At 52.8% G+C, this 25,963-nt stretch carries 25 protein-coding genes and 2 pseudogenes; 8 read left to right on the forward strand and 19 right to left on the reverse strand.

Going from position 1 to position 25,963, the window contains the following annotated elements; genetic code table 11:
• Positions 1-22: 22 nt before the first annotated feature.
• The 6 genes and pseudogenes from RC74_RS00670 to RC74_RS00695 form a co-directional block, all read right to left on the reverse strand.
• Positions 23-1,032: pseudogene (locus RC74_RS00670) on the reverse strand (endonuclease/exonuclease/phosphatase family protein).
• A complete protein-coding gene (locus tag RC74_RS00675; protein WP_039000159.1) occupies positions 1,032-1,712 on the reverse strand; it encodes a molecular chaperone DjiA in 681 nt (226 codons plus the stop codon). The pseudogene RC74_RS00670 and the gene RC74_RS00675 overlap by 1 nt, the downstream one beginning before the upstream one ends.
• A gap of 38 nt (positions 1,713-1,750) precedes the next feature.
• A complete protein-coding gene (locus RC74_RS00680) occupies positions 1,751-2,236 on the reverse strand; it encodes a GNAT family N-acetyltransferase (protein ID WP_039000160.1) in 486 nt (161 codons plus the stop codon).
• A complete protein-coding gene (locus tag RC74_RS00685) occupies positions 2,233-2,853 on the reverse strand; it encodes a VOC family protein (protein ID WP_039000161.1) in 621 nt (206 codons plus the stop codon). The genes RC74_RS00680 and RC74_RS00685 overlap by 4 nt, the downstream gene beginning before the upstream one ends.
• A 58-nt stretch (positions 2,854-2,911) precedes the next feature.
• A pseudogene (gene scpA / locus RC74_RS00690) lies at positions 2,912-5,034 on the reverse strand (methylmalonyl-CoA mutase).
• A complete protein-coding gene (locus RC74_RS00695; protein WP_039000163.1) occupies positions 5,006-5,959 on the reverse strand; it encodes a hypothetical protein in 954 nt (317 codons plus the stop codon). Before RC74_RS00695 ends, scpA begins: the two are co-directional and overlap by 29 nt.
• Positions 5,960-6,139: 180 nt before the next feature.
• Between RC74_RS00695 and RC74_RS00700 the strand changes: the two genes are divergently transcribed.
• Positions 6,140-6,592, forward strand: a complete 453-nt coding sequence (locus RC74_RS00700) for a DUF4174 domain-containing protein (protein ID WP_039000164.1) — start codon at positions 6,140-6,142, stop codon at positions 6,590-6,592.
• 12 nt (positions 6,593-6,604) lie between these two features.
• On the opposite strand, the gene RC74_RS00705 is transcribed toward RC74_RS00700, so the two are convergent.
• The 6 genes from RC74_RS00705 to RC74_RS00725 form a co-directional block, all read right to left on the reverse strand.
• Positions 6,605-8,605, reverse strand: coding sequence for an acetyl-CoA carboxylase biotin carboxylase subunit (locus tag RC74_RS00705; protein WP_039000166.1), 2,001 nt, complete (start codon positions 8,603-8,605; stop codon positions 6,605-6,607).
• Positions 8,606-8,938: 333 nt separating this feature from the next.
• Entirely contained in the window at positions 8,939-9,319 is a 381-nt protein-coding gene (locus tag RC74_RS00710; RefSeq protein ID WP_039000167.1) for a hypothetical protein, read from the reverse strand.
• A 186-nt stretch (positions 9,320-9,505) separates the two neighbouring features.
• Positions 9,506-9,643 (reverse strand): hypothetical protein, encoded by a 138-nt coding sequence (locus tag RC74_RS22470; RefSeq protein ID WP_169798703.1) that lies wholly within the window; start codon positions 9,641-9,643, stop codon positions 9,506-9,508.
• Positions 9,644-9,848: 205 nt separating this feature from the next.
• Complete coding sequence (locus RC74_RS00715) at positions 9,849-10,238, reverse strand: DUF6497 family protein (RefSeq protein WP_052274582.1); 390 nt, start codon at positions 10,236-10,238, stop codon at positions 9,849-9,851.
• Positions 10,235-10,594, reverse strand: coding sequence for a hypothetical protein (locus RC74_RS00720; RefSeq protein ID WP_039000168.1), 360 nt, complete (start codon positions 10,592-10,594; stop codon positions 10,235-10,237). The genes RC74_RS00715 and RC74_RS00720 overlap by 4 nt, the downstream gene beginning before the upstream one ends.
• Positions 10,595-10,637: 43 nt before the next feature.
• On the reverse strand, positions 10,638-12,170 hold the full coding sequence (locus RC74_RS00725; protein WP_039000169.1) for an acyl-CoA carboxylase subunit beta: 1,533 nt from the start codon (positions 12,168-12,170) through the stop codon (positions 10,638-10,640).
• Positions 12,171-12,359: 189 nt separating this feature from the next.
• On the opposite strand from RC74_RS00725, the gene RC74_RS00730 reads away from it, so the two are divergent.
• From RC74_RS00730 to RC74_RS00740, 3 genes are read left to right on the forward strand one after another with little or no spacing between them, the layout of a single operon-like run.
• Complete coding sequence (locus RC74_RS00730) at positions 12,360-13,571, forward strand: multidrug effflux MFS transporter (RefSeq protein ID WP_039000219.1); 1,212 nt, start codon at positions 12,360-12,362, stop codon at positions 13,569-13,571.
• A gap of 58 nt (positions 13,572-13,629) precedes the next feature.
• Entirely contained in the window at positions 13,630-15,030 is a 1,401-nt protein-coding gene (locus RC74_RS00735) for a helix-turn-helix domain-containing protein (RefSeq protein WP_039000170.1), read from the forward strand.
• 29 nt (positions 15,031-15,059) lie between these two features.
• Complete coding sequence (locus RC74_RS00740) at positions 15,060-15,509, forward strand: CoxG family protein (RefSeq protein WP_039000171.1); 450 nt, start codon at positions 15,060-15,062, stop codon at positions 15,507-15,509.
• A 28-nt stretch (positions 15,510-15,537) separates the two neighbouring features.
• Here RC74_RS00740 and RC74_RS00745 read toward each other — a convergent pair whose 3' ends face one another.
• The 4 genes from RC74_RS00745 to betI form a co-directional block, all read right to left on the reverse strand.
• Entirely contained in the window at positions 15,538-15,774 is a 237-nt protein-coding gene (locus tag RC74_RS00745) for an HP1242/YdcH family protein (protein ID WP_039000172.1), read from the reverse strand.
• A 79-nt stretch (positions 15,775-15,853) separates the two neighbouring features.
• Positions 15,854-17,512 (reverse strand): choline dehydrogenase, encoded by a 1,659-nt coding sequence (betA, locus tag RC74_RS00750; protein WP_039000176.1) that lies wholly within the window; start codon positions 17,510-17,512, stop codon positions 15,854-15,856.
• 41 nt (positions 17,513-17,553) lie between these two features.
• The gene (betB, locus tag RC74_RS00755; protein WP_039000178.1) at positions 17,554-18,999 is read right to left on the reverse strand and encodes a betaine-aldehyde dehydrogenase; all 1,446 of its coding nucleotides are present in this window, start codon (positions 18,997-18,999) and stop codon (positions 17,554-17,556) included.
• On the reverse strand, positions 18,996-19,580 hold the full coding sequence (gene betI / locus RC74_RS00760; RefSeq protein WP_156477392.1) for a transcriptional regulator BetI: 585 nt from the start codon (positions 19,578-19,580) through the stop codon (positions 18,996-18,998). The genes betB and betI overlap by 4 nt, the downstream gene beginning before the upstream one ends.
• A gap of 95 nt (positions 19,581-19,675) precedes the next feature.
• Here betI and choX point away from each other — a divergent pair, with 95 nt between their 5' ends.
• From choX to choV, 3 genes are all read left to right on the forward strand, one after another.
• Positions 19,676-20,614 (forward strand): choline ABC transporter substrate-binding protein, encoded by a 939-nt coding sequence (gene choX / locus RC74_RS00765; protein ID WP_039000179.1) that lies wholly within the window; start codon positions 19,676-19,678, stop codon positions 20,612-20,614.
• Between the two features lie 83 nt (positions 20,615-20,697).
• Positions 20,698-21,531, forward strand: a complete 834-nt coding sequence (gene choW, locus RC74_RS00770) for a choline ABC transporter permease subunit (RefSeq protein WP_039000180.1) — start codon at positions 20,698-20,700, stop codon at positions 21,529-21,531.
• Complete coding sequence (choV, locus tag RC74_RS00775) at positions 21,528-22,568, forward strand: choline ABC transporter ATP-binding protein (protein ID WP_039000181.1); 1,041 nt, start codon at positions 21,528-21,530, stop codon at positions 22,566-22,568. Before choW ends, choV begins: the two co-directional genes overlap by 4 nt.
• 1 nt (position 22,569) lies before the next feature.
• Here choV and RC74_RS00780 read toward each other — a convergent pair whose 3' ends face one another.
• Positions 22,570-23,475, reverse strand: a complete 906-nt coding sequence (locus RC74_RS00780; protein ID WP_039000182.1) for a DMT family transporter — start codon at positions 23,473-23,475, stop codon at positions 22,570-22,572.
• Between the two features lie 51 nt (positions 23,476-23,526).
• Complete coding sequence (locus RC74_RS00785) at positions 23,527-24,156, reverse strand: LysE/ArgO family amino acid transporter (protein ID WP_052274583.1); 630 nt, start codon at positions 24,154-24,156, stop codon at positions 23,527-23,529.
• A gap of 87 nt (positions 24,157-24,243) precedes the next feature.
• Here RC74_RS00785 and RC74_RS00790 point away from each other — a divergent pair, with 87 nt between their 5' ends.
• On the forward strand, positions 24,244-25,128 hold the full coding sequence (locus RC74_RS00790; protein ID WP_039000184.1) for a LysR family transcriptional regulator ArgP: 885 nt from the start codon (positions 24,244-24,246) through the stop codon (positions 25,126-25,128).
• 55 nt (positions 25,129-25,183) lie between these two features.
• On the opposite strand, the gene RC74_RS00795 is transcribed toward RC74_RS00790, so the two are convergent.
• On the reverse strand, positions 25,184-25,924 hold the full coding sequence (locus RC74_RS00795) for a YebC/PmpR family DNA-binding transcriptional regulator (protein ID WP_039000185.1): 741 nt from the start codon (positions 25,922-25,924) through the stop codon (positions 25,184-25,186).
• Positions 25,925-25,963: the final 39 nt, after the last annotated feature.

A 25,963-nucleotide genomic window follows, 5' to 3' on the forward strand; every position in this document is an offset into this window, starting at 1 on the left:
ATGATAGGTGATTCTTTAAGCGTTATAGATCAATGTCCAAAGACACTGGGAAATGGTCAGAAGCTGTTAGGAGTGCTTCGCGCAAAGGGAGATCACTATAGATTTTAGGATCATCAAACGGGTGCCAGATCCGCCAAACAGGTGCGTGTGCGCGTAACGTTTGCGGTACCATTATGTAATCAAGCAAAGAACCAAGATAGCGTTTTTCGTGGGCGATGTAGAACCGCGATGTTGTTGGAGTCCCGCCAAATTTCTGGGTAAGGCCAGCAGAGGCATGCGGATCAAAAAGGCAGTTATCCCCCCCTCACCCAAAACGACTTCCACTCCGGAACGGCCAAACAGTTTTTCATATTCATCCAAACCGGGACCGTCGTTAAAATCCCCCATGACCACGACGTCTTGCCCGCGCCCTAAGTGCTCAACAACGCGGCGTCGCACCCAAATGCATTGCGCCAATTGCTTGCGACGGTTCTCAATCGCAATGCGGATTTCTTCGTCTTTGTCCTTCGCGCCGTAAGGCGCCTTAGATTTTGCGTGCACACCAATAAGACGAAGCGTCTCTCCACTTTGTGTCGCAAGGGTTATTTCCAAGGGCGGCTTTGAAAAAACAATCGAATCTTCCATGCCGTCCACATCGACATCCATGTGAAATTCCTGATCAAACTGGGGAGAGAGAGGCGGCTCGCCCCCCAGTGGATCATGAACGGCCGAGAGTTTCCTCGGATCATACATCAAGGCTATTTCTTGCTGGGTATCGTTGGAAAACCCGCACACACATTTGCTGGCTCTTAAGCCAAAATCGGCGGAAAATTGTTCTAAAGCCGCGACTGTCGAGCGTTTCTTGTCAGTCTCGGGAGCCTCGATAACCATGACAGCATCCGCGTCCAGCGACTGAAATACCCTGCCTAACGCCTCGATTTGCTCCCGACGGGATGTCTTGTATCGTCGCGAAGGCTCCTCATCATACAGCAATTTGTTGTCGCGGCTAAACAGAGCCGAAAACCACTCCGTATTATAGGTCGCAAGGCGCATTAAGCGGCGTCCCTTTTTAGCTCTTCCCACGCGTGGTTGATCGCGATCAGGCGTTTTTCTGCCAGTTTCACAGCTTCGACGGGCACGCCCCGTGCGATCAGGCGATCTGGGTGCGTTTCGCGCACCAAATCGCGCCATGCTTTTCGAATCTCTGCTTGTGAATTTGCGGGTGAAACGCCAAGGACATCATGAGGGTCAGGCTCTGCATCAGGAACAAACCGCGCCCTCAATCCGCGGAACTCACGGTCATCCATCTCAAATATTCTTGCCACTTCGACGAGGAATTCATCTTCGAAAGGGTGGTATTCCCCATCGGCCATAGCAATGTAAAACAACCCTTCCATGAGGTCACAAAGGGCGGTGTGGTCGGCCTCAAACATGCGCCGGATGCGTTTGGCATAGTCCTGAAAACCAGCGGTATCCGTCCGCGCCATGTTGAAAACACGGGCTGCATTTGCTTCGTCTTCAGGGGAAATGTGGAAAACTTCGCGAAAAGCCGCAACTTCGTCGCGCGTGACCTGTCCGTCCGCCTTCGCCATTTTTGCCCCCAAGGCAATCACTGCGATCGTAAAACCAACGCTACGTTCAGGAGGGGCGCTCAGCCGATCGAAAACTTCGTAGAGGCTTTCGCCCTTAGAAAGGGCCGATAGTGCGTCGGCAATACGGGTCCAAATCGACATAGTGAATAACCTATCAGATCAAATGATTAATGTCAGGGCTATAGGCGCTTTTGCATCAGCACAAGATCAAACCAGCGGTCAAATTTTCTCCCAACTTCAGGAAGACGCGCGATTTCACTATAGCCGATGGCTGCGTGGAAAAGAACTGCTGCGGTATTATCTGCGGAAACGCCTGCAATCATTGAATGCATTCCCCTGTTTTTCGCATGTTTCTCAATAACTTGTAAAAGAGATCGTCCAATCCCAAGTCCAGAGTTCCCCTCGCCAACGATGACCGTATGTTCGACGGTAAACCTATACCCGTTCCCGCCTCGAAATTGGCCATACGTCGCAAATCCTAAAATCCTTCCGTCTAGTTCGGAGACGATAAACGGCTCCATAGCATTTTCTTTCTGTTCCAGGAGGGCAACCATGTCGGCCTGCGTCTTTTGCTGGGAGTTGAATGTAAAAACGCTGTCGCGGATGATCGGATTCCAGATGTCTAGAATTGTGTCGATATCAAGTGGAGTGGCTATGCGGATCATTTGAGAGTGCGCTCACCGGTAGGTGTTTCAATTGATATTGCGAAGGCCGGTATGTCACCCTGTACAAACCGAATTCCTTTTGGTGGCTGAAGAGGTTCAAGGGACGATGAGAGTTCGGTGGTATTTGGGTGTTGAATTGTTGCGTACAAAAAACGGCAGTTCACATCCGCCAATTCAGAAGCGGGATGGGCGTTGCCATGCCATTGAATGAGCGCAGGAAAGCACCCGTCATACGGAAGCTTTCCGTCTGCGGGAACGGCCATATCCCACCGGTATTTTCCGCGCTCAAAGGCCATCGGCTGCCCAACATTTTCAGGGGAATTTGCAATGGCGGCTTTTAGGTCATTTGTTCTGCAGATCCAGTTAGTGACGCGCGGATTTCCAGAGAAGGAATCAAGATCGAACCACCTCGGATGAGGGGGGCGCGGCGCGTTTGGATCTACCGAAATGACTTCGAGATAGATATTTGGCCCGAGTGAAAGCAGCCGGTTGTGTGTTCCCATTTTGGGGTGTTGCCCCTGCCCTAACAACGCAATTCCCAATGTGTCTTGCACATATTCCACCCCCTGTGAAAGGGTTTCACAGGCAATTGCAAAGTGATCTATTTCAAGCGGCATAATTTTCAATCCTGTGGCAAAGGGGCGTTCTTTGATGACGCCCCCTTCAATAAATGCCTCAGGGTTTAATGAGACGCAATATTTCTTGTGCGGCCTGTGGAATATTTGTGCCGGGGCCAAATATTGCCTTCACACCTGATTTATAAAGGAAATCATAGTCTTGTTGCGGAATTACGCCCCCACAAATGACAATAATTTCTTCGGCCCCCTGCGCTTTCAGAGCCTCGATAAGTTTAGGCGCAAGTGTTTTATGCCCCGCAGCTTGGCTGGAAATCCCGACGATGTGTACGTCGTTGTCGATCGCATCCTGTGCAGCCTCTTCCGGCGTTTGAAACAACGGCCCGACGTCCACATCAAACCCAATATCCGCAAAAGCAGTAGCAATAACTTTTGCCCCACGGTCATGACCATCCTGCCCCATTTTGACGACCAACATCCGAGGACGGCGACCTGCTTCCTGAGCGAAATCATCAACCGATTTTTGAATTGCGGCAAAATTTTCGTCACCAGCATATGCTGCGCCATAGACGCCAGAGAGGGTTTTAACTTCCGCCCTATGACGCCCAAATGTTTTTTCCATAGCCATGGATATTTCTCCCACAGTAGCCCGCGCCCGCGCCGCGTCGACGGCAAGCGCAAGCAAATTCCCCTCACCCGTTTTCGCCCCTGTTCAAGCGCCGCGAGGGCGTTTTCACAGGCGGCGGCATCACGGCTCTGCCGGATGCTTGCGAGCCGCGCAACTTGTTCGACCCGAACGGCCACGCTATCCACATCTAAGATATCGATTGGGTCCTCTTGCGTTAAACGGAATTTGTTCACTCCAACGATCACGTCGTCACCACGATCAACCGCTGCCTGACGTCGCGCCGCGGCTTCTTCAATGCGCAGCTTTGGCATCCCAGTGGCAACGGCTTTTGTCATACCGCCCATCTCGTCGATTTCTTGGATTAGTTTCCAAGCTTCATCGGCCAAATCGGAGGTTAGTTTTTCTACATAGTAAGACCCTGCCAACGGATCGACGACATTCGTAACACCCGTTTCATTTTGCAAAATCAATTGGGTGTTGCGTGCGATGCGGGACGAAAAATCTGTAGGCAAAGCAATCGCTTCATCAAAGGAGTTCGTATGCAAGGATTGCGTACCCCCCAATACCGCGCTCATTGCCTCATAGGCTGTGCGGACGATATTGTTGTAGGGATCTTGTTCTTGAAGGCTCACTCCAGACGTTTGACAATGGGTCCGAAGCATCAATGAATTCTCCTTCTTTGGCGCGAATTCTGACATGATTTTGTGCCACAAGAAGCGCGCAGCGCGTAACTTCGCGGCCTCCATGAAAAAATTCATCCCAATGGCGAAAAAGAAGGACAGGCGGGGGGCAAAATCATCAACGTCTAACCCCTTGGCAATAGCGGCTTTGACGTATTCCTTGCCGTCAGCGAGAGTAAAAGCGAGTTCTTGAACAAGGTTCGCGCCGGCCTCTTGCATGTGGTATCCAGAGATCGAAATTGAATTGAATTTCGGCATTTTTTGGCTGGTGAATTCGATAATATCACTGACAATGCGCATGCTCGGTTCGGGCGGGTATATATAGGTGTTGCGCACCATGAACTCTTTGAGAATGTCATTTTGGATGGTGCCCGAAAGTTGGCTACGATCCACACCCTGTTCCTCACCAGCTACGATAAAGCTCGCCAAAACGGGAATAACTGCACCGTTCATAGTCATGGAAACACTGACTTTATCCAGCTCAATCCCGTCAAAAAGGATCTTCATATCCTCGACAGAGTCAATCGCCACGCCAGCCTTGCCGACGTCCCCCTCGACGCGCGGATGATCACTGTCGTACCCGCGGTGGGTTGCCAAATCGAAGGCCACCGAGACACCCTGCTGTCCAGAAGCGAGCGCCTTTCGGTAAAACGCATTGCTCTCTTTGGCCGTTGAAAAACCAGCATACTGGCGGATGGTCCAAGGGCGCCCCGCATACATTGTTGCCTTCGGGCCGCGCGTAAAGGGTGCTGCTCCGGGCACGCCACCGAGGTGGTCCAATCCCTCCAAATCCTCCGCCGTGTAGAGCGGCTTTACGGTAATTCCCTCAGGGGTATTCCATGTCAGATCATCAATTGGTCGCCCACGCAATTCGCGGGCGGCGAGTTCAGACCATGCGTCTTTCTTCTCTGTCATTGGGGTGTCCTCTTAGGTAGGCGGGCTTGTTGTCCGCAACATCCTGACTGTCAGTCAATTTATCGAAACGCTGATGTTTCCCAGCGGTTTCACTATAGGATATCAAAGTGTCGTTATTGGTTTTTAACCACTCAAGGTCTTCGTGATATTGGGCGCGCAGCACTTGCCTATGGTGGTTCTGAAATGGTGGCCAATTCGTGCCCGAAATCACAGGGGTATTGCGCTCAATCAGGGCCCTTGAAATAGCCTGCCTATTGGGCGCTGCGTTGACCCAAGGCGCGTTTGCGCGTGAGGGTTGGAACGTTGCACCCGTCATGAGCGCTATTTGGCGAACCGGATGACCCGCCATAGCTTCAAACGGCCAAACAAGGACTTCGGCGGAGGGAAAAACCGCCCTCGCCTCGCTGATAAGTGTTTTCCAGCGCCGGGGCTGTGTCACGAGCCGATCCACGGTATTTTCACTAGGAATAGCCAGTCCACGTGGGATCGCATGTGCCAACGCTGAGGTCCAATAACCTTCATAGGAACGTAATGAAAAAGAGATTTGGCAGCAATGATCGCCAAAAGCATCAAAGAATCGTGAGAGCCGCGGCTGAAAGTTGGGATACAGGCGTTCGCTTTGGAGGTTTTGCATCATTGTGCCGATCATCGAAGGCTCGCTCACGATGAGTTGATGCACGCCAGATTTTTCCAGCCGATCCAGTTCCATACGAATAAGTTGTGTCGCACGGTCGCGACGGCGTGGCGTATCGGGCATGATGCTGTTTTTATGGGCCATAAGACCGGAAAACAGGCCACTTCTGATGCGGTCGGCCCCCCAAAAAGCGACGCGCTGCTCGCGTGCTTCGTCTTTGTTTTGCTCAAAAAAAACGGCCAAGCTTGCTGTCGCGGTGCGATGCGCACCGACGTGGAGAATGACATCCATTCTGTTCTTCCTTTTACCAAACAGGCGGGCCCCCAGGCGCCGCGCATATGTGATCAGGAATAACATTACAGACGATCCGTAATCATAGGATTAACAGGAAAAAAACCACAAGACCGCCACCACTGCCCCTGTGCAAACGCCTCAAGAGTGCCTATGTTTGTTACTAACGGAAGGCGACACATGAAAATTTTAACTTTAGTTTTCCTTGCAGTAGCGGGGGTTTTTTCTTCGGCTTTAGCCCAAGACGTACGGCCTTTTGAACCCATTGACGCACAGGATACGACGCTGGAAGACCTAAAATGGGTTTCGCGTCCAATTTTGCTCTTTGCAATGCGTCCCGATGATCCACAAATTGTGCGCCAACTGGAAATGCTGCAAGAGCAGTGGCCAGCCCTTGTTGCCCGCGATGTAGTGGTGGTGGTCGACACCGATCCCACGGCAGAAAGTGATGTACGTATAGCCATCCGTCCCCACGGGTTTATGATGGTTCTGATGGACAAAGATGGCACGATTGCACAACGCAAACCCCATCCGTGGAGTGCACGAGAATTGATCCGTGCAATCGATAAAATGCCCCTACGCCTAGAAGAAGAAAAAGAACGTCGTGTCGTTAATCCTCGAGCTTTGCAGTAAGGGGCATCCACTTTATTCGAACTCCATAATCACGTCGTCAACTGCAAGGCTATCGCCCGCTTGTGCATTGATTTTTGCAACCGTCGAAGCTTTTTCCGCCCGTAGGATATTTTCCATTTTCATCGCCTCAACGGTGCAAAGCGCCTGCCCCTCATGCACGGTATCTCCAACGGCGACATTCACGTTCACAATCAAGCCCGGCATTGGGCAGAGCAACAGGCGTGAGGTGTCGGGTGCGACTTTCTCGGGCATAAGGTGCGCGAGTTCCGCCTGACGCGGAGTTCGAACCCGAACTTTGATGTCCGCTCCGCGGCTACGAATGCGAAAACCAGAAGTGATTTTGTCCACTTTAAGGACTAAATCAACGCCGCTGATTTGCAATCTTGCGAGACGATCCCCTGGAACCCAGTCACTTACCACGCGCAGAGTTTCACCATCTTCAAACGAAATATTTGCACCTTTTGGGTCGGCTGAAATCGAGACAGGAAACGCTTGATCTTGAAGGGCAACAACCCATTCCGTACCGACTTTACGCTCGTGATTATCCATCCGTCCTGAGACGCGCGCACGACGGATTTCAGATACGCGATACATCGCGCAAGTCGCCGCTGCGATCCGGCGCAAGGCGTCTTCTGACAGGGAAACCCCGTCAAAACCATCGGGATATTCCTCTTCGATGAAGGCTGTTGTGATGTTCCCCGACGCAAACCTTGGGTGATCCATGACGGCGGATAGAAACGGAAGGTTATGGCCAATCCCTTCGACTTCAAAACTATCTAAGGCAACCCGCATCGCCTCGATCGCCGTTTCGCGCGTTGGAGCCCACGTGCAAAGCTTGGCAATCATCGGGTCGTAATACATGCTGATTTCGCCGCCCTCATAGACGCCCGTGTCATTGCGAACGACAACGATGTCACTCACGGTTTCCTCGGGCGGACGATACCGTGTCAAACGGCCAATCGCGGGCAAGAAATTGCGGTAGGGGTCTTCGGCATAGAGGCGACTTTCGATGGCCCACCCGTTGCGCTGAACATCGTCTTGCTTGATCTGCAACACTTCGCCAAAGGCCACGCGGATCATTTGCTCAACAAGATCAACGCCTGTGATCAGTTCCGTTACCGGATGTTCGACTTGCAGACGGGTGTTCATCTCAAGGAAGTAGAATTTACTCGCTCCGTCGACAATAAATTCAACGGTCCCAGCGCTCGCATACCCGACCGCTTGCGCAAGAGCGACAGACTGCTCCCCCATCGCTTTGCGGGTGGCTTCATCCAAAAACGGACTCGGCGCTTCTTCGATGACTTTTTGATTGCGGCGCTGGATCGAGCACTCGCGCTCGTTCAAATAGATCGCATTGCCATGGCTATCCGCAAGCACCTGAATTTCGATGTGGCGTGGTTGGGTCACGAACTTTTCGATAAAAATCCGGTCATCGCCAAAACTGTTAGCGGCTTCGTTTTTACTGGATTGAAACCCCTCGCGCGCCTCTTGGTCATTCCATGCAATTCGCATGCCTTTACCACCACCGCCCGCACTCGCCTTAAGCATAACGGGGTAGCCGACTTGATTGGAAATCTTAACCGCTTCATCCGCGTCCGCAATCACCCCCATATAGCCAGGCACCGTCGAAACCCCCGCTTCTTGAGCGATTTTCTTACTGGTGATTTTGTCGCCCATGCTCTCGATTGCATTCACAGGTGGGCCAATAAAGGCCACGCCAATATCGGCTAGCGCTTGAGCAAAAAGTTTGTTTTCGCTTAGGAAGCCATAGCCCGGATGAACGGCGTCCGCCCCAGATTCTTTCACCGCGCGCAAAACATTCTCGATGACGATATAGGATTGGTTCGCAGGCGCGGGCCCAATGTGAATGGCCTCATCCGCCATTTGCACATGCAGCGCCCGACGATCCGCGTCTGAATAAATCGCTACGGTTTTGATCCCCATTTTTTGGGCAGTCTTAATAACACGACAGGCAATTTCGCCGCGATTTGCAATGAGGATCTTTTTAAACATGGGACTTTCCTTAACTTGGGGCCAATACGCGCGAAACATCGCGCGCAAAAGCAAACCTACGGCCCAAGCGATGTTTGGGTCGTGTTGGATATGATGCGTAAATGGGGAGGCGCGTACGCCGTATTTTCCCGAAAATGGGCTCGACCTGGGGAGAGCCGAGCCCAGAAGGGGAAGGGTGACGCGCGGAGCGCGTCGCAGCGAGCCACAGAATAGAAAGACCCGCTACAAATACAGCCTGCACGAGAGTAGCAGCACTGGGAAGCCCATTGCTGCTACTCCCCCTAAGTTGGGCCGAAACCTGCCGATGTATCTGAGAAATAAGCAAAAACACGCCTAGTACTCCTCGTCATCGGGGTCAAATTCATCCACGCTCACAAAGGCGTCTGGGAAATTCGCTCGCGCGACAGGCTCGTTGATTACGAGCATCGCCTCATAGCTTTTGGGATCAAAGGGCTCTTCGGCGGCGATGACTTCGCGTCCGAAAAACCAACTCAGACGCCCCGAATCCAAGTTCCCGCGCTCAAAGGGTTCGTTACCGAAGTGCGTCCACAGAGCGAGGATAAATCCCGCATCCGCCCGCCGATCCGCGGGGCGGCGATCCGCATAGCGCTCGCGGCGAATGAGTGGTGTTGGGCCTTTTTTATTGTCGCGCCGAATAGTGAAGTGGAAATCAGTGCCTGTGAGGCGACTGGGAAAGCCGCGATGTTTTAACATGGAATACCCCTATTTGTTTGAATTCGCGCAAGCTTAGAGGAAGCCGCAGGCAAGTTCATCGGGGAAATGCTAAGAATGGAAAAATCTGAGGGAAAAACAGTCGAAACTATCCGAGGACATTTGAATTCGGCTCCTCGAACTGCAGCCGAGGGGAAGGCAGGACTTACGCCCTGCCTATCTTGTATTTTAGTATTTGGACATTGTCGGTTCTTCGACGATTGGCTCAACTTCAACGTATACTGTTTCTTCTTCGGAAGCGCCGCCACAGGCCGCAACCAAAGACAAAAGACCAATGGCGAATAGAGCTTTGATAGAATTGGACATATATGTCTCCCTGTACTGTTCTTGAAAGACGCAATCGAAGCGAATGCGCCAAGCGTCTCGCGCATTCTCCAAAAGAAATGCGTTAAGCTTGTCCCCACAGTATCCGCCCGCCTAAAAAAGAAAACCCCCCGCAGATAGTTGGCGGTGAATTGATGCACGAATGCATGTTTTATCCCGCTATTACATAAGCCTAACGAAGTTCCCATCAGACATCTCCCCAGTCACAAGTGGCGTCGCGGACCACAAAATTCTCAAAGAACTGAAGGATATCTGGGTTTGCCTCACCAAATGCGAGGTCCTGTTTTGAAAGCGAAATGACAAGACCAACTTCGCCCCCGACATTCGCCGCCAAGACGCGCGGCAGGGCAAAAGTTTCACACAGAAACAGAATATCTTCTGCCGCGGTATCATACTCAATACCCGTGCCGTCGCGGGTGATTTCTGGCGCGACAAACCGAAAAATTGCATTCGGTGTTTCTGCCGCCTCCGCCCAAATCACCTGTTTGAATTCAATGGATTGCCCCGACGGCACCGCAATAGGGTCGGCCAACGCCGCGCTCCCAATCCCGCACAAGACAACGGAAAGCCGCTTCATGCGTCCACCGCGTCTGCGGATATTGTGGCATGGCGCAGCCACCGCGCCCGCAATTTGGGGTCAGCAAGGAGCGCTGAAATCTGTGCCTCTATAGCGGGTTTTGGGAAAGTTTTAGCCGCGACTTCGCCACCTGCCGTGACATGCAATTCTGCGCCCTGCCCTTCAATCAAAATCACTGGGGAAAACCCGCGCAAATCTTGCAAGGCTCGCCACAAATCTTGCCGAATCTGCTGCGCCAACCGACCGCGCGCACAGAAGGGAAAGACACTTTGTGCCGACACATCAAAGACAACTTCGCCACGTCGCGAAAGCGCGAGACTATCTGACGTTCGTTGAATATGCCATTTTCTGCGCACGGTGCATTCCGTTAATTAAAGGGTTGGGCCACTTCACACTGACTTACAGCGGGATATTGTCGTGTTTTTTCCACGGGTTCTCGAGCTTCTTATTCCGCAGAGAGGCAAACGCGCGCGCCACCCGTTTACGTGTGCTGCGCGGATGAATGATCTCGTCGATGAAACCACGCTCGGCGGCCACAAACGGATTGGCAAAACGCGCCTCATAGTCCGCCGTGTGGGCCGCGATTTTTTCATCATTGCCGATGTCGCCACGGTGAATGATTTCAGTTGCCCCTTTGGCCCCCATCACCGCGATTTCGGCCGTGGGCCATGCGTAGTTAAAATCGCCGCGCAGGTGCTTACTCGCCATCACATCATAGGCGCCACCATAGGCTTTGCGGGTGATTACGGTCACCTTGGGAACGGTCGCCTCACCATAAGCAAACAGCAATTTAGCGCCATGTTTGATCACACCGCCGTACTCTTGGCTGGTGCCAGGCAAGAAGCCGGGTACATCAACCAAAGTCAGGATCGGGATTTCAAAGGCGTCACAGAAACGGACAAAGCGGGCTGCCTTACGAGAGCTATCAATGTCAAGACAGCCCGCCAGCACCATCGGCTGGTTCGCAACGACGCCGACGGTAGAACCTTCGAGCCGAATAAAACCAGTGATGATGTTCTTTGCGAAATCCTCTTGGATTTCATAAAAGTCGCCCTCGTCGCCGATTTTGTGGATCAGCTCCTTCATATTGTAGGGCGTATTTGTGTTCTCAGGAATAAGCGTATCGAGACTTTCCTCGATCCGATCCGGCGCATCAAAAAATGGCCGCACGGGTGGCTTTCCACGATTGTTCAGGGGGAGGAAATCCACAAGACGGCGCACCTCGGTGAGGGACTCGACGTCATTCTCAAACGCGCCGTCGGCAACGCTGGACTTCTTAGTGTGGGTGGACGCGCCGCCAAGCTCCTCGGCGGTCACAACCTCGTTGGTCACAGTTTTCACGACGTCAGGGCCCGTCACAAACATATAAGACGTGTCTTTGACCATGAAGATAAAGTCGGTCATCGCAGGTGAATACACCGCGCCACCGGCACATGGCCCCATAATCAGGGAAATTTGCGGCACAACACCACTGGCCATAATGTTGCGCTGAAACACTTCGGCATAACCTGCAAGACTGGCAACACCTTCTTGAATCCGTGCGCCGCCCGAGTCGTTAATGCCAATAATGGGCGCGCCATTTTGCATCGCCATATCCATGATCTTGCATATCTTTTGGGCGTGGGTTTCCGAAAGTGACCCTCCGAAAACGGTGAAATCCTGAGAGAACACATAGACCATACGGCCGTTGATGGTGCCCCAGCCGGTAATAACCCCATCGCCTGCCGGGCGCTGTTTTTCCATACCAAAATCGGTGCAACGATGTGCGACGAACATGTCGAACTCTTCGAAGCTGCCCTCATCAAGCAGAAGCTCAACACGTTCACGCGCCGTCAATTTCCCTTTGCCGTGTTGCGCATCTATGCGGCGCTGACCGCCGCCCAGTTGGGCTTGATCGCGGCGCTCAGCGAGCTGGGTGTCAACATCTTTCATGGGACGTCCTCCGGTCGGGATTCGTTATCTATTGCTGGACCATACCCACCCAATGGCAAAAGCCAAAGGTGAATTCAGAATATTTGCAAACTCATTTGCAACACTCGATTGAATACTGCAAATATGCAAATCTCCACTTTCAGCGCATCGCCAATGGACATTCTCAAATCGCGCCTCTACATCTTTCGAATGGATGAGAAACCCACCGTTCGGCTTTTAGATCGAACCACCCCACCAAATCTCGGAACGTTAATCCTCCTCGCAGGACTAGCAGCGCTCTCGATGAATATCTTCCTGCCATCCCTCGCTGGCATGGCAGACCATTTTGACACCAATTACCGCCTCATTCAGCTCTCCGTAGCCCTTTATCTAGGCGTCAATGCGATCTTGCAGGTCTTCATCGGCCCCCTTTCCGACCGGTTTGGTCGTCGCCCGATCATCTTAGGCGGAATTGTGATCTTCCTTATCGCGACCCTTGGATGTATTTATGCACCGTCAGTTGAGATATTCTTATCTTTCCGCATGTTACAGGCCGTAATAGTAACAGGAATGGTCCTCTCACGCGCTATCGTTCGTGACATGGTTGGACAAGACGAAGCCGCCTCAATGATTGGCTACTTAACCATGGGCATGTCGATTGTCCCGATGGTTGGCCCAGCGATCGGCGGCGTCTTGGACACCCAATTTGGCTGGCAAGCCAGCTTTTGGATGATGTTCATTCTCGGCCTAGGCCTCCTTTGGCTTACCTTCTATGATTTAGGCGAAACCGCATCCAGAACCAGCGCGAGCTTCCGCGAACAGGTCCGCCAATACCCAGAACTTTTCAGCTCCCTTCGGTTCTGGGGCTATGTTGCCTGCGCCACTTTTGCATCAGGATCTTTTTTCGCCTATCTCGGCGGGGCACCGTATATTGCGAGCGAAGTGTACCTCCTCCCTCCAGAATGGACAGGCATATACTTTGGTGCTCCCGCGCTCGGATATTTTGCTGGGAATTATATCTCTGGCCGCTTCTCGCGACGGTTTGGCATCGACAAAATGATCCTGTGGGGAAGTTTACTCTGCACCGCGGGCATGGGCGCCTCTTATTTGACCTTCGCATTTTCCGAGGGGTCAGTTGAAATTTTCTTTGCCTTTATGACATTTATTGGCCTAGGAAACGGCCTCGTGTTGCCCAATGCAAACGCAGGCATGCTGTCGGTGCGCCCACATCTCGCAGGCACGGCAAGCGGAATTGGTGGCGCGATCATGATTGGCGGCGGCGCGGCACTTTCGGCCTTTGCTGGCACCCTCCTAAGCCCTGACGCGGGCCCCCTCCCCTTGGTCACCCTCATGCTCGCCTCCTCTGTCATGGGTGTCATTTCTATCCTTTTCGTCTTGCGTCGAATCCAAACGATCGGTTAACTTTGCAAAACTCAAAGACCGATCGGCAAAACTGCAAAGCTCGGAGGCAAAGGCGAAAATGGCAACTCAAAAACTCTACGCTGGGGTAAAGCTTCGGGAAACGCGCACTAAGTTGGGGCTTACTCAGAAGGCGTTTGCCGAAAAACTGGGGGTTTCGCTCCCCTACCTCAACCAAATGGAAAACAATAAGCGCCCGATAAGTACAGGAGCGGTTTTGGCGCTCGCGCAGGAATTTGGCTTTGACGTTACAACGCTTTCCATCGGTGATTCCGAACGGATGGTCAGTGATATGCGCGAAGCTTTTGCGGACCCCGTTTTTACCGACGGGCCACCACCCCTCGCAGATATGCGTCTGGCCGCATCAAACGCACCTGCGCTAACCCGTGCGTTTTTAGACCTCCATCGCGCCTACCGCCAAAGCCACGAACGCCTTGCATCCCTCGACGAGATTCTGGGACGCGAAGATAGCCGCATCGCCCCAAGCCCGTGGGAAGAAGTTCGCGATTTTTTTCACTATTGCGATAATTACATTGATGCAGTTGATCGCGCGGCCGAACGGGTCGCCGACCCTGAACATGGCGGTATCACGTCGCAAGACCGCGCGACGGATGCTCTGAATGCGCTTGGTATTCAGGTAGACTTTCAGGGTGATACAGTTTTAAGAGGGTTCAACCCTGTTACCCGCACCCTAACTCTCTCCAAATTTATTTCGCCACCAACAAGACGATTCCAACTCCTTTTGCAACTCGCCTTCCTAACACAAAACGAACTTCTGGAGGCGACATTGGATCTGGCACGGTTCCAAACAGAAGAGGCGCGCGAGATTGCAAAAATCGGGCTCGCCAACTATTTTGCAGGGGCTGTCCTTCTACCCTACCACGCCTTTTTGAACGCCGCACGCGAGACACGGCACGACCTTGAACTTTTGGCAGCACAGTTTGGCGCATCCGTTGAGCAAGTCGCCCACAGACTATCCACACTTCAACGCACGGGTGCCAAAGGTGTTCCGTTCTATTTTGTACGCGTCGATCAGGCCGGCACGATAACAAAACGCCATAGCGCCACTCGCTTGCAGTTTGCCCGCTATGGCGGAGCCTGCCCGCTTTGGAACGTGCATCGCGCATTTGAAACACCGGGGCGTTTTCTCAGACAATTAGCGCAAACCCCTGATGGGCTTAAATATTTCTGCCTCGCCCGCGATGTTTCAAAGCCAGCAGGCTCTTTTAAGGCGCCCGTCCGCCGCTATGCCATCGGCTTGGGATGCGAAGTTAAACACGCAGAACACCTTGTTTACGCTGACGACTTCGACGTCAAAAATGATCGAGCCTTTGAGCCCATCGGCGTAAGTTGCCGCATATGTGAGCGCCCGAATTGTCATCAAAGATCGGTCCCGCCACTCGAAGCGCGGCTAAAAGTTGACCACAACGCACGGGGTATCCTACCCTATGAAATCCAATAACCTGCCCAAATTTTCAAAGGAAAGATGACATGGAACTCAGCGACACGCGCATCCTCGCGGCCGACCGCGCAACGGTTTGGGCCCACCTAAACAACCCAGAAACGCTCGCGGCCTGCATCCCCGGATGTGAAGAGTTAACAGGCTCAGCCGAGGAAGGTTTTGAAGCTGTTGTAAAACAGAAAGTTGGTCCCGTAAAAGCAACCTTTAAAGGCGCAGTGACCCTTTCGGATGTCGATGCGCCAAACGGGTACAAAATTTCCGGAGAAGGCAAAGGCGGAGTCGCAGGTTTCGCCAAAGGTGAAGCCGTTGTGACACTGCGCGACGTCGCCGAAGGCACTGAACTCACCTATGAGGTCGAAGCGAAAGTTGGTGGCAAAATTGCTCAACTTGGCAGTCGCCTTATCGATGGTTTCGCAAAGAAAATGACCGCTAAGTTTTTCGAAAAATTCCAAGAAATAGTCGAGAAGCCAGAAGGTTAGCTTCTCGACGTAGAAAAAGTATGACCAGCTAAGCGGAGAGTATTGCCCAGATTTGATCCTTCAAAGCCATGCGTTTCTTGCGCATTTCCTGCTCGTTTAGCGCGTCGGTTGGCTCAACGTTTTCTTCTGCGCGGTGCACCTCGCGATTGCAAACGTGATACTCGTCAGCCAAGCGGGAAAAATGCGGATCGCTCAACTTCAAAGCATGCATTTTTTCGATGTGCTCGGGAAATTCTTCTGCGAGTTCGTGTGGGGTATGGGACATATGTTTTCTCCTGCTGGTTTCTTAACAAACATGCTTGAGTTTCACCCCAAATTCTTTGATACGGATCAAACTTTACCACCTATCGTTGATCATTTTCCCAGTTTGGATTAATCCATGGTTTCGAGGTATCTTTCGCAAGCATTCCGGCCCCTAAAATATGGTCCGCGGCCTTCTCGCCAACCATAATCGAAGGCCCGTTCAAATTGCCATTCGTCACACGAGGAAAAATTGAACTATCGGCCACCCGCAGACCCTGAACGCCAATAACCCGACATTCCGGATCTACCACGGCGAGTGGGTCATTTGCGGCCCCCATCCGTGCCGTTCCACAGGGGTGATAGGCGCTTTCGGCCTCCTCGCGGATAAATGTATCAAGCTCCTCGTCGGTTTGATGCGACAAACCCGGCTGGATTTCATGCTTCACGTAAGGACCGAAGGCCTCCTGAGCGAAAATCTCGCGCGTGAGGCGAATTCCAGTTCGAAAATCAGCCCAGTCTTGTGGATCAGACATATAGTTAAACTGAATTTTTGGCGCATCGGCGGGGTCGGAACTTGCCAGTTTTACCCAACCACGGCTTTTTGAGCGCATCGGCCCCATATGGGCTTGAAAGCCGTGTCCTTCGGCGGCGACCTTGCCATCATATCGAACGGCAATCGGAAGAAAATGGTACTGGATGTCCGGATATTCAATGCCAGCACGACTGCGGATAAACGCCGCGCTCTCGAACTGATTTGAGGCCCCAAGACCCGTTTTTGACAAAAGCCAGCGCGCGCCAATGATGGCCTTGCTCACCAAATTCCAGTATTTATAAAGAGTTATGGGTTTCAATGATGCAAACTGTAAATACAATTCAAGATGATCTTGTAGGTTTTGTCCTACGCCTGCACGATCTGCGACCACCTCAATTCCATGCTCAGCAAGGTGCTCGGCGGGACCGATCCCAGATAACAAAAGGAGCTTGGGTGTATTAATGGAAGACGCCGAAAGGATGACTTCTTTACGCGCCGAAATAACCTCTTTTGTGCCGTTCCGTATGACTTCAACGCCAATCGCACGGCCGTTTTCAATAACAACACGCTCAACAAAGGCACGCGTCAGGTTGCAGTTTTTGTGCTTCAAAGCGGGCCGCAGATAAGCGTTGGCCGCAGACCACCTGCGCCCTCCGAAGACCGTTTGCTCCATTGGCCCGAAGCCTTCTTGCTGCTCACCGTTGTAATCGTCTGTTGTGGGATAGCCAGCTTGCTTTCCCGCTTCAACAAATGCAGCGAATAGCGGGTTTTTTCGGGGGCCGCGCGTCACATGAAGAGGGCCATTATTGCCCCGCCATTCTGTATCGCCACCGTGGCCGCCATCATGCCAATGTTCCATCCGTTTGAAGTAGGGAAGAACGTCGGCATAGGACCAACCCGTCGCGCCAGATTCCTGCCAATAATCGAAATCGCGCGCATGGCCGCGCACAAAAACCATACCGTTGATGGACGAAGATCCGCCGATAACTTTACCGCGCGGACAGGCAAGTTTTCGATCGCTCAGATGAGGTTCGGGTTCGCTTATGTACCCCCAATCATAGCGCTTCATATTCATCGGATAGGATAAGGCCGCAGGCATTTGAATAAATGGCCCGATGTCGCTTCCGCCATGCTCAACGACCAACACATCCTTGCCAGCTTCGGCAAGTCGGTAGGCCAAAGCACAACCAGCAGACCCAGCGCCCACGATGACATAATCAGCTTCCATAACAATACCTTACCTTTCGAAGTAGCACTTGAACACGCATTTCAATATGGCGCATCAACACCTCCTGCGGCAACGTAAACGGACTTCACTTGGGTGTAGTGGTGGATGGCTTCTTTGGAGTTTTCGCGTCCCACACCACTGGCCTTCACACCGCCAAACGGGGCCTCCACGGGGGCGAGATTGTAGGTATTAATCCAGCATGTCCCTGCTTCAAGTGCGGCCGCAACACGGTGCCCGCGCGCCAAATCTCGGGTGAAAACTGCGGCAGAAAGGCCAAATTCCGTGGCGTTTGCGCGACGAAGACCTTCTTCTTCGGTTTCGAAATCCAATACGGCCATGACAGGGCCAAAAATTTCCTCTTTGGCGATGACCATATCGTCTGTCACATCGGTGAACACGGTTGGCGCAATCGTAAAGCCATTTCTGGACCCGCCCGCGAAAAGGGTTGCCCCGCCAGCCATGCCTCTTGCAATATATCCTTCGACAATCTCTGCTTGACGTTCGCTCACCATGGGGCCGAAATTAACCGCTTCATCCAATGGATCGCCCATGACGACGCCTTTTAAACGTTCTTTCAAGCGTGCGAGGAACGCGTCTTTGATGCCTTTTTGCACAAAAACCCGCGTGCCGTTTGAACACACCTGACCTGATGAATAAAAATTGCCAAGGATTGCGCCGCCAACTGCGGCTTCGATATCCGCGTCATCGAATATCAGTATCGGAGATTTGCCACCAAGTTCCATGGTGACATGTTTCATATGCGCGGCCGCTGAGCTGTAAACTTTACGGCCCGTGGGAACAGAACCCGTTAAGGAAACCTTATCAACCCGCGAATCCGACGCTAAGGTCGCCCCGACATCCCCGAGACCTTGTATGACGTTAAAGAGGCCCGCAGGTGCGCCCGCCTCCATCATGATTTCCGCGATCTTCAGTGCACAAAGGGGTGTCATCTCGCTGGGCTTAAAGACCAGTGCGTTGCCACACGCCAAGGCAGGAGCGGCCTTCCAACAAGCGATCTGGGTTGGGTAATTCCACGCACCGATTCCCGCACAGACGCCGATCGGCTCGCGGGATGTATAGACGAAATCGCCGTCGGCAAGGGGAATGTACTCGCCGGTTATGCTGGCGGCCAACCCGCCAAAATAGGCCAGCGCCTCGGCCCCAGACGTTGCGTCCGCAACAAGCGTTTCCTGCAGCGGCTTGCCGGTATCATAAGTCTCTAAAACCGAAAGGGCGTAATTGTCCGCGCGGATCAACTCGGCGGCCCGTAACAAGACTTGGCCCCGTTGTGTCCCGCTCAAAGCTGCCCATGTTTTTTGCGCCCGTGCCGCGCTATTCAAGGCAGCATCAATCACTGCGGGCGTGGCCGAATAGACAGTCGCAATTTTCGCACCAGTTCCGGGGTAAATCACGTCAATCTTGGTGCCCGACGTATCCTCAAGATAAGCTCCGTCGACAAAATGGCTGGCAATTGGTTGCTGCATCATTTGACTTCCTTCTGATTTAATATGCTCGCCAAATAGATCTTGGTGATGCTGATTGGGTCGGACGTATTCTGCGCCCCCAGAGAGCGACGAATATACAATCCATCGATCAACGCGGCGATTCCCTGCGCACTGTTTTCCAACTGGGATTCAGGAATTAGTGGCCGCAGGTCATGGATAAGGTTAGAGCGTAAGCGCCGCTGATAGATTGACAACAGCCGTTTTGCCCCAACCGAACGGTGGGCAAGCACATAAAAATTCAACCATGAACCAACCACCTCGGAGCGAAAGTTGCTGGCTTCAAAACTGGCGAGGATGATACCCTCAAGCCGTTCCCTCGGTGTTGTGGCAATTGACAGAGCAACACGCACCTGCGCCCCATAAACACTGAGGATATGGCGCATTGCCGCGAGAAAAATTTGCTCTTTTCCCCCAAAATAGTGATGCGCCAAACCACTGGAAACGCCCGCCCGTTTGGCGATCTGGCTGACGGTAACTTCGAGTGATCCGGCGAGGCCGACCTCGTCAATCGTCGCTTTCACCAAAGCCGCGCGTCGTATAGGCTCCATTCCAAGTTTTGGCATCATTTCCTCCAAGGGGTTGCCTTAAGAGAAATGCTGGTTTTTAATTGACTCGTCAATCAACAAAAAAATAATGCAGATAAAGGGAGCACCAAAACATGAACTCAAGAGCAACTTTTAAAACGACACTTTCCGTGATTGCGCTTGCCGCGATGTCCACGGGCGCTGTGGCAAATTGCGACGAAGTGACATTTTCGGATGTGGGCTGGACGGACATCACTGCCACAACTGCTGCGACGACGGTTGTGTTGGATGCGTTGGGCTATGAAACGGATATCAAAGTGCTGTCCGTTCCTGTGACATATACTGCGATGGCGCAGGGTGATATCGACGTTTTCCTTGGCAACTGGATGCCGACAATGGAAGGCGACATTGCGAAGTACCGCGAGGCCGGCACCGTTGATACCGTGCGTGAAAACCTCGTTGGTGCCAAATACACGCTGGCCGTAAACGCCGCTGCCTCCGCTTTGGGCATCAAAGACTTTGCCGATATCGCCGCACATGCCGACGCGCTTGACGGTAAGATTTATGGTATTGAGCCTGGCAATGATGGCAACCGTTTGATCCAATCCATGATCGACGACAACGCCTTTGGCTTGGCCGATTTCGAAGTCGCCGAAAGCTCTGAGCAAGGCATGTTGGCCCAAGTTGCACGTACCAGCAAAAAAGACGAGCCGATCATTTTTCTCGGCTGGGAACCCCATCCGATGAACGCGAATTTCGACATGGGCTATCTGACGGGCGGGGATGATTTCTTTGGCCCCGACCTTGGCGGAGCAACCATCTATACAAACACCCGCGCAGGTTACGTTACCGAGTGTGCAAATGTTGGCGCTCTGCTTGGCAACCTCGAATTCACGCTCGCTATGGAAAATGAAATCATGGGGGCTATCCTCGATGATGGCATGGACCCGACTGACGCCGCTACGGCGTGGCTCACTGGCAACCCCGACGCCTTCATGCCTTGGCTTGAGGGTGTCACCACCAAGGATGGCGGCGACGCTGTTGCCGCGGTCAAAACCGCCCTTGGGATGTAAACCAAATGCGCCGCTTCCAAAATTGGAGGCGGCGTTTTTCTTGAGTAACATCCGACTTCCCCAACATTCTAGGCGAGGGCTTCATGAGCTGGCTGACCGAAAAGAAAATCCCCCTCGGCGATACCGCGGAGAAAATATTTGATTGGTTGCAGCGCGAGGGCGAAGTCTTTTTCGACGCGCTAGCGATTGTGATGGAAACCATGATCGACTCGATCCTTTGGTTACTGCAAACTCCGCATCCATTTGTAATTATTGCACTCTTTGCAATTGGTGCCTACATCCTGCAACGCAAGTGGCAGGTCAGCCTTGGGATTGTTCTTGGTTTTTTGTTCATCATCAACCAAGGCTATTGGGAGGAAACGACCGAAAGCTTGACCTTGGTTCTCTCCGCGTGCGTTGCCTGTATGGGCATGGGGATTCCCATCGGGATAGCCACGGCGCACCGTCCGAAATTATACAAATTCCTGCATCCCATCCTTGACCTCATGCAAACGCTCCCGACATTTGTATACCTCATTCCCGCGATTGTTTTCTTTGGCATTGGCCTTGTCCCCGGCCTGATTGCCACCGTCATTTTTGTCCTCCCTGCTCCGATCCGCCTCACGCATCTAGGGATCAGTTCCACGCCGTCCGACCTTCTCGAAGCCGCCGAGGCTTTCGGTGCAACACCGCGACAAAAGCTTTGGAAAGTGGAATTCCCCTACGCCATTCCACAAATTCGTGCAGGCCTAAACCAAACGATCATGCTCTCGCTTTCCATGGTGGTGATCGCAGCACTCGTAGGCGCGGACGGCCTTGGCGTGCCAGTTCTACGCGCCCTCAACACCGTGAACCCGGCGCTTGGGTTTGAGAGTGGCTCCATCATTGTTGTCGTCGCAATTATGCTCGACCGTGCTTTAAGGATCGAACGCAAATGAATGACCAACCCCGTAAAACCGCCGTTACGTTTGACAATGTATCTATTGTTTTCGGCGACAATCCCGAAATAGCCCTCCCCCTTATGGATGCGAATGGCGAACGCAGTGACATTCAAAAAGAGACGGGACAAGTCCTTGGCGTGCATAACTGTAGCCTTTCGGTTCAAGAGGGTGAAATCCTTGTACTCATGGGGCTTTCTGGCTCTGGGAAATCGACGTTGCTGCGCGCGGTCAACGGCCTCAATCCTGTCATACGCGGGTCTGTCTCGGTGAATGACGGGGATCGTATGGTCGATGTCACCCATGCGGACAAAGACACGTTGCGCCAAATTCGTCTCAACCGCGTGGCGATGGTGTTCCAACAATTCGGTCTTTTGCCGTGGCGCAGTGTCCGAGAAAACGTCGGGCTTGGGCTTGAACTCGCAGGGGTCGACAAGGAAACCTACACCAAACAAATCGCGCATTACATCGAGTTGGTTGGGCTTTCCGACTGGGCCACTCGCAAAGTCGGTGACCTTTCAGGCGGGATGCAACAACGGGTCGGATTGGCGCGCGCGTTTACCACCGAAGCGCCGATTCTTTTAATGGACGAACCGTTTTCGGCCCTTGATCCCCTCATTCGTGCACGACTTCAGGACGAATTGATCGACCTCCAAAAATCGCTAAATCGCACCATTATTTTCGTGAGTCACGACCTTGATGAAGCCTTCAAACTTGGCGACCGCATTGCGATTATGGAGGGCGGACGCATTGTTCAATGTGGTACACCCAAGGAAATTTACTCAAATCCGGCCAACGAATATGTCGCCGATTTCGTCGCTCACATGAACCCGCTGCACGTCCTTGTCGCGGGCGACATGGTTCAGGAGACCGAGGGCAGCACACAGGGTGAAGTTCCGGAGAACACGCCGCTTTTCGAAGTAATGACACAGCTCTCGACGCAAGATGAACCCCTCGCAGTAACTCGAAAAGGCGATATTGTCGGGCAAATCACACAGGCAAATGTTTTGGAAAAACTTATTGATCCACGCGGCTGACTTAAGGGAGCGGCGGTGTTTTCACTGCCACTCGTTTTAGGACGAATTCGCGCCAAGTGATGAAACTGACAGACGCCATGATCAATATACCGCCCACCACAACCCAGAAGTCCACAGGCTCGCTAAAGAGGACGACCCCAAGGAGGGCGGACCATAAAAGCTGAAGGAAAGTAACAGGTTGGGTGACGGCCATGGGGGCCAGACGGAAGGCCATTGTCATTGTAAAATGCCCAGCGGTCGCGAAACCTGCGACCAAGAAAAGCAAAGCCAACTGCGCTAAAGTCGGTGTTACCCAGACCGCCATCGCAAAGGGAAACAGGCCAATTGTGACTGTCATCGAGAGCATCGCCACGATCACAGTCGGGCTAATGCGCCCCGCCAATCGCCCCACCACAAGGTAGCTTGCGGCAAATGCAAGCGCGGTCCCAACCATGGCGATATGTCCGGGCGAAACTTCGCGAAAACCTGGGCGCAGGATGATCAAGCCCCCGATCAGCGCAACAATAATCGCCGCGACCCGACGAAACGCAAGTTTTTCGCCCAGGAAAATCGCAGCACCAAGAGTTACATAAATCGGCGTCATGTAATTCATGGCCGTGACTTCGGCGATTGGGATCTGCGTCATGGCATAGAACCACGCAATGACGCCAAAAGTATGCACAACGCCGCGCAGCGAAAAAAGCCACAAAGCGGACCGATCCAACGCCCCTTGCTTCCATGCCGTCTTTACTGCAGGTAACATCGGAACGAGAAAAACCAGCCCCAACAAATACCTAAGGAACGCCGCTTCCGCTGCGGGAACATCACTCCCCACGACCTTTACGATGGCCGTTACGGCGATAAAGCAGAGGCCTGTCACCAGCATCCATAGGATTGCGGTCAGCGTATTATTCGGAGCGGATATCATGTGTCGACATGATCCCAATAATTTGGTTGGTACAAGCGCCGAATTGTACCCTTACACGCCGATAAGCAAGCTTAGCGCGATCGACCACATCATGAGTCCAACAAGAACGTCCAGAATACGCCAAGCTTTGGGTTGCGCAAAGATCGGCGCAAGATACTGAGCGCCGTAGCCAAGGGCAAAAAAGAAACTGAAGGATGCGAGCGTGGCCCCAAGGGCAAAACCATAGCGCCCGCCCTCATATTGCGCGGAAAGACTTCCCAGCAAGACGACCGTATCGAGGTAAACATGCGGGTTGAGCCATGTGATCATTAAACATGCGATCAATGCGTTTGAGAGCGTTTGCTTGGCCGCCCCGCTGGGGTCCAATGCTTCGCCACCTCGCCACGCCGCCCGAAATGCCATCGCGCCATAAGCCAAAAGAAAAGCGGACCCACCATATTTCGCGATAGGTAAAATCTCAGGTAAAATTCTCTCTATCTGCTCAAACCCAAACACCCCGAGCGTGATCAAAATCGCATCCGATCCTGCACAGGCCAGAATAAGGGGTAAAACATGGGCGCGGCGAATACCTTGGCGTAAAATAAACGCATTCTGCGCGCCAATCGCCAGTATAAGGCTCAGACTTGTGATGTACCCCGTGAAAACAACGGAGTAGTCAAAGGGAGAAATAGACGCGATCATGGCAAGTCTTTCTAATTTTTTTCATTTGATAGCCTTCGAAAGTGAATTAGTCTAATTAAAGAAAATTACTCTAAGTAAGAGTTGCTAATGATAGACCCGAAATCACTCACTGCCTTTGCCGCCGTTTTGCGCCACGGAAGTTTTGAAGCTGCAGCGCATGAGTTGTCGGTCACCCCATCGGCCATTTCTCAACGCATCAAAGGCCTAGAAGAGCGGCTTGGTTCCGTCCTCGTGCAACGCGGCACGCCCTGCATTGCGACGGAGGTTGGCGCGCGTTTGCACCGGCATTCCGAGGAGGTTGCGCTGCTTGAAGCGACTTTGGCCAAAGATCTGGACCTCCCAAACGCGAGCCCAACGCCGCCCCACATCAAGATCGCGACCAATGCCGACAGCCTCGCGTCGTGGCTTATGCCCGCTTTAGCGGCCAGCGAGGGGGTCATGTATGAGTTGATTGTCGACGACCAAGAGCATTCCGCGGAGTGGCTTCGGCGGGGCGAAGTGCAGGCGGCGATCACCTCCCATTCCACCGCCATTCAGGGCAACGATTCCGCACCTTTGGGAAGCCTGCGTTACATTGCTTCCGCTAGCCCCGAGTTTATTAAGCGATGGTGTCCGCAGGGCATAACCGATGAAGCGATCCGCACAGCTCCTGCGCTTTTGTATAGTCACAAAGATAAGCTGCAGCGGGAATGGGTTCATCGCCAACTCGGTCACAATATCACGACTCAAAACCACAAAATCCCCTCGGCACGGGGTTTTGTGGATGCCGCATTGTTGGGCATGGGGTGGGGGATGAACCCTGAAGTGTTGATTAGGGATCACCTTACGCAGGGACGTCTGGTCGCCCTTGATCCCGCGACCCCACTGGATATTCCGTTGTTTTGGCAGGTCAATCGGCGGGTTGCTCCGGCGCTCGCCCCCCTTACAAAAGCGGTAAAATTGGCAGCGACCAAATCCCTCCTTCCGCCATAGAAAAAGGCCGCATGGGTTTCCCCAGCGGCCTTAAAAACAGATCGAACTGATGCGTTTAAAGCTGGCTCATGACCTCGTCGCTCGCTTCAAAATTCGTTGTTACGCGCTGAACATCGTCATCATCTTCGAGGGCATCGACAAGCTTCATCAACTTTTCCATGCCTTCAAGATCAAGCTCGGTTGTCATCGTTGGCTTCCAAATAAGTTTAGCCGTCACGTTTTCACCAAGTTCCGCCTCAAGCGCGGTTGAAACTGCGTTCAAATCCGTATCCAGACAGTAAATCACGTGCTCCTCTTCGGAGCTTTCAACATCATCGGCACCAGCCTCAATCGCGGCCATCAAAACCGTGTCTGCATCACCGGCGCTGACGTCGTAAACAATCTCGCCTGTGCGATCAAACATGAAGCTAACCGAGCCTGTTTCGCCAAGATTGCCACCGCTTTTGGTAAACGTGGAGCGCACATTGGAGGCTGTTCGGTTGCGATTATCGGTCATCGCTTCGACAATCACCGCAACCCCGTTTACGCCATAGCCTTCATAGCGAATTTCTTCGTATTCATCGCCATCGCCCGCCGTGGATTTCTTAATCGCGCGATCAATCACATCCTTTGGAACGGATTGGGATTTGGCCTCTTTTACGGCCATCCGCAAACGTGGGTTTTTTTCAGGATCCGGGTCGCCCATTTTCGCGGCAACGGTGATCTCTTTGGAAAGTTTTGAAAACAGCTTTGATCGGATCGCGTCTTGGCGTCCTTTACGGTGCTGAATATTCGCCCATTTTGAATGGCCTGCCATTGGTGCCTCTTAGGTTCAATCTCTGTTGGATGCGCTTAT

The sequence above is a fragment of the Falsihalocynthiibacter arcticus genome (assembly GCF_000812665.2).
Taxonomy (GTDB): domain Bacteria; phylum Pseudomonadota; class Alphaproteobacteria; order Rhodobacterales; family Rhodobacteraceae; genus Falsihalocynthiibacter; species Falsihalocynthiibacter arcticus.